This window comes from Anaeromicrobium sp., from assembly GCF_025210435.1.
Taxonomy (GTDB): Bacteria; Bacillota; Clostridia; order Peptostreptococcales; family Thermotaleaceae; genus Anaeromicrobium.
In genome coordinates this window covers 1-3,435 of record NZ_JAOART010000102.1, presented here as the reverse complement: position 1 = coordinate 3,435, position 3,435 = coordinate 1, and the positions used below count along the sequence as shown (strand labels likewise).

General features: G+C 29.0%; 5 protein-coding genes and 1 rRNA gene. 4 read left to right on the top strand and 2 right to left on the bottom strand.

The features are described 5' to 3' along the window. Positions 1 to 327: 327 nt before the first annotated feature. The 3 genes from N4A57_RS18600 to N4A57_RS12530 all read left to right on the top strand — a co-directional run bounded on the left by N4A57_RS18600 (position 328) and on the right by N4A57_RS12530 (position 1,694). A complete protein-coding gene (locus tag N4A57_RS18600) occupies positions 328 to 618 on the top strand; it encodes an iron-sulfur cluster biosynthesis family protein (RefSeq protein WP_334303730.1) in 291 nt (96 codons plus the stop codon). A gap of 333 nt (positions 619 to 951) precedes the next feature. Beyond that, the gene (locus tag N4A57_RS12535) at positions 952 to 1,431 is read left to right on the top strand and encodes a 4Fe-4S ferredoxin (protein WP_293658335.1); all 480 of its coding nucleotides are present in this window, start codon (positions 952 to 954) and stop codon (positions 1,429 to 1,431) included. 32 nt (positions 1,432 to 1,463) lie between these two features. Further along, positions 1,464 to 1,694, top strand: coding sequence for a glutaredoxin family protein (locus N4A57_RS12530; RefSeq protein ID WP_293658334.1), 231 nt, complete (start codon positions 1,464 to 1,466; stop codon positions 1,692 to 1,694). 55 nt (positions 1,695 to 1,749) lie between these two features. Here the strand turns inward: N4A57_RS12530 and N4A57_RS12525 are convergent, their stop codons facing one another. Beyond that, positions 1,750 to 2,130 carry a DUF4363 family protein gene (locus N4A57_RS12525; RefSeq protein WP_293658333.1) on the bottom strand — a complete coding sequence of 127 codons (381 nt, stop codon included), beginning with the start codon at positions 2,128 to 2,130 and terminating at the stop codon, positions 1,750 to 1,752. A gap of 68 nt (positions 2,131 to 2,198) precedes the next feature. Next, positions 2,199 to 2,909, bottom strand: a complete 711-nt coding sequence (locus tag N4A57_RS12520) for a DUF421 domain-containing protein (protein ID WP_293658332.1) — start codon at positions 2,907 to 2,909, stop codon at positions 2,199 to 2,201. Between the two features lie 446 nt (positions 2,910 to 3,355). Between N4A57_RS12520 and N4A57_RS12515 the strand changes: the two genes are divergently transcribed. Further along, positions 3,356 to 3,435: ribosomal RNA gene (locus N4A57_RS12515) — 16S ribosomal RNA — on the top strand; the annotation flags it as partial.

Here is a 3,435-nt window from a genome sequence, read left to right as displayed (position 1 = left end):
GTCACAAGCGAAAGTGTGAATCTTCGTAGATAGGTTCATGTGTCATGTTGGAGTAGCATAGGATGTTGTGACGTTCCAGGGTTCCAAAGATTTTCAATATATTTTCCCTTATAGGCAAGTTACTGTATAAAACAAATTTAAAACCAATAAATCTATATATTTTACAATGAAGAATAAGTTAGTAATAAATGTTAGTGGGTAGAAGTACATAAAAAAATAGAAAAAAGAAAAATATAAATACTAAAAGTACCATTGACAGATGAAAACAGAAAGAGTAAAATTAAATCAAAGATACCCCTCTGTGGGGGGGTGGGGAGGATGATGGTTATGAGTATATCTATTTCTGAAAAAGCAGAAAAAATGATAAAAGAACAAAAAATAGAAGATAAGTTTTTAAGAATTGACATGAGAGGGTTTGGTTGAGGCGGTCCTCGATTTGGCTTGGCTCTGGATGAGTCGAAAAAAAGTGAAGATTATGAACAAAAGGTCAATGGTATTAAAATACTAGTGAAACAAGATTTACTAAATCAATTTGAAAGCTTTAATGTAGACTATTCTAATAGTTGGCTTGGTAAAGGTTTTGTCGTTAAAGCAGGAGTAAAAGGATCAAAGTGTTAAGGTATTTAAAATTTAATAGGGGAAAAATATAAAATAAAGCAATCTGTAAAAATGTGTATGATAATCATACTATTAAATTTTCACAGATTGCTTTTATCATGTGGAAAGTTACTTTATGAGGAGTTACTTCCCTTCGTAGACAAGTTACTATATAAATGAGCTTAGAGTGGATAAATCTATAATGATAAAATGTTTTATTTAATTTATAAATATAACTTGAATTACTTAATGTGAAATGGTAATATATAAATACACCCCCTTTGGGAGGGGGTGGAAAAAGAAATTATGAATATATTATTAAAGTGTGAATAAATTAAAAAAAGGAGGGTAATTATGAAACATAAGAGTCATCAACAATGGAGTTGGATAATAATAATCACATTCTTTATCCTCTCTGTAGTAAATATATGGTTTGGTTTGTTTGGATTTGTATGTATGGGTATGCCCATATATCATGCACTAAGAGGTAGAGGAAAGATACATTGTTCTAAATATTGTCCAAGGGGATCATTTTTAGGAAAGTTTCTTCCTTATGTATCATTAAATAAGACTTTACCTAAATTTATGAGAACTAAAAAGTTCAAGAATTTTATATTAATACTAATGCTTACTATGTTTTCCATATCACTATATCATTCAGGTTTTGAACCAATTAAAGTTGCAAAGGCAGTCTTTAGATTAATGTTTTCATCATTTATAGTGGGAACTATAATAGGAGTTATTTTTAAACCAAGATCCTGGTGTCAAATTTGTCCTATGGGTCATGGTACTTCATTGATAAAGGAATTGAAAGATAATAAAGATTTATCTTAAAAAATATAATTATAAAATAGGAGGAATATAATATGAGTAAAACTGTATTAGTTTATTCAAGTGATTCATGCATATATTGTAAGGAAGCAAAGGAATATTTAAATTCTGAGGGTGTAGATTTTGAAGAGAAAAACGTGTCAAAGGATATGAATGCAAGAAAAGAATTAATGAAGATGGGCTTTATGAGTGTGCCTATTATTAAAGTAGATGATGAGGTTATACAAGGGTTTGATAAGGAAAAATTAGAAGAATTATTAAAATAAGCTACGCATTTTGCGTAGCTTTTTTACCTATATAATTCTTTAGATAGATGAATTATTAAAATATATTATAGAGGTTTAGAGCCTGATTGTCCTTTGCTGATGAGATAAAATGTTTCAATAACCGTATTTCTAAGGAAGATTTTATTTTATCTTTATAATGGATGTGATTTCCTAATTTTAGAACAGACTCATATATTACTTCCATGTCTTCATGATGTACTAGAGTACCAAAAAACCTTTCTTTTTCATGAATATACTTTTCAAATTCTTCGATTCTTATCTTAGCTAAATTCCAATTATCAGTTTCTATTAATGAATTAAGTTCATTGAGTTGGTCTACTGAATATATATACATATCTTCTAAAGAACTATATACATAAAACCAAATGCATATTATAATAACCATAACAAATAGACATAAGACAAAAGTACGCAAAAAATCACAACCTTCTCTATGTAAGGTATATTCAAAAAATAAATTAGTTATTTTCCTCAGGGCACTGACTAGTTTATTTTTTTCATATGCCTAAAGTTTATAATTTGAGAGTCCTTAGTTTGTAAAAATAAATTTTTATCTTCAGTTACATAACAAAGAACAACTTCTTTGAAACTTCTAATACCATGTTCTTTTATCTTCTTATATAATTCATCTTCTGATATATTAGTTAAATTTAAGTTACTATGATTAAGAATCCCACCTAATATTAAAGTAATAGGTAATCCCTTATTAGAGTATGGCAAATTTAAGTCAGATATACAAAGAGGTGAGTATTTTGCTTTAGGTAAAATACTTAGACTACCATCTGTTTCTAATATTGCATAATATATTTCTTCGATGTAGGGATAGTCTTTTGACCGACATTGTTCTATTAAATCGTTAAGATTCAATCTTAATTTTTTTAATTCCTTAAAATTGATGACACCCTTTTCAATTAAGATACTAGGCTTTCCGCAAATGAATTGTCGCATAATCTCAGATTTTAAAGTTATAGATGATATGGTTACTTGAATGAAAACTAAGGATGCAATTGCAAATAGGCCATATAAAATGGGGATATCTGTATTTTCCATAGGTAAAACAGCCAACTCAGATATGACTAGGGTGATAACTAATTCAAAGGGCTGCAACTCAGAAAGTTCAGATTTACCCATAATTCTAAAGCTAATTAGGACAGAAAAATATAATATGATTGTACGTGTTAAAATAGTTATCATGGGCTATATCCTTTCTGTTTGTTTTAGATAATTACATCTAAGTTGTAGTATTTCCATGGAATAATGAATTATACATAAACTCCCAATTGACTAAACTATAAATAGGTGGTATGATAGATATCGTTGTGAAACAAAGGAAAAAACACAACTTTAAAAAAAGTGTTGACAGACTTCGACAGAGATGTTAAGATGAATAAGTCGTCAAAACGCGATAAGGAAAATTGAACTTTGAAAACTAAACAGTATAAGAATTTAAGCCAGCTTAAGTAATTAAGTAAATGACCAAATGGAAATTGATTTAATTACGATATAACCTTTATTAAAAGGTAACGTTAATTTTTAGAGCAGTTGCTTAGGCAACAAAAACTTCTTGAACAATTAAATAAATTACCGAATGGGAATTGATTTAATTGAGATATGAGTGCCATGGTAGTGGTAAACGAATTTTATTTGAGAGTTTGATCCTGGCTCAGGATGAACGCTGGCGGCGTGCCTAACACATGCAAGTCGAGCGAGAATTCTTTAG

Bases quoted from the DNA above. Each gene is read 5' to 3' on its own strand.
- N4A57_RS12535 (WP_293658335.1), top strand. From the start codon at position 952: ATGAAACATAAGAGTCATCAACAATGGAGTTGGATAATAATAATCACA.
- N4A57_RS12530 (WP_293658334.1), top strand. From the start codon at position 1,464: ATGAGTAAAACTGTATTAGTTTATTCAAGTGATTCATGCATATATTGT.
- N4A57_RS12520 (WP_293658332.1), bottom strand. From the start codon at position 2,909: ATGATAACTATTTTAACACGTACAATCATATTATATTTTTCTGTCCTA.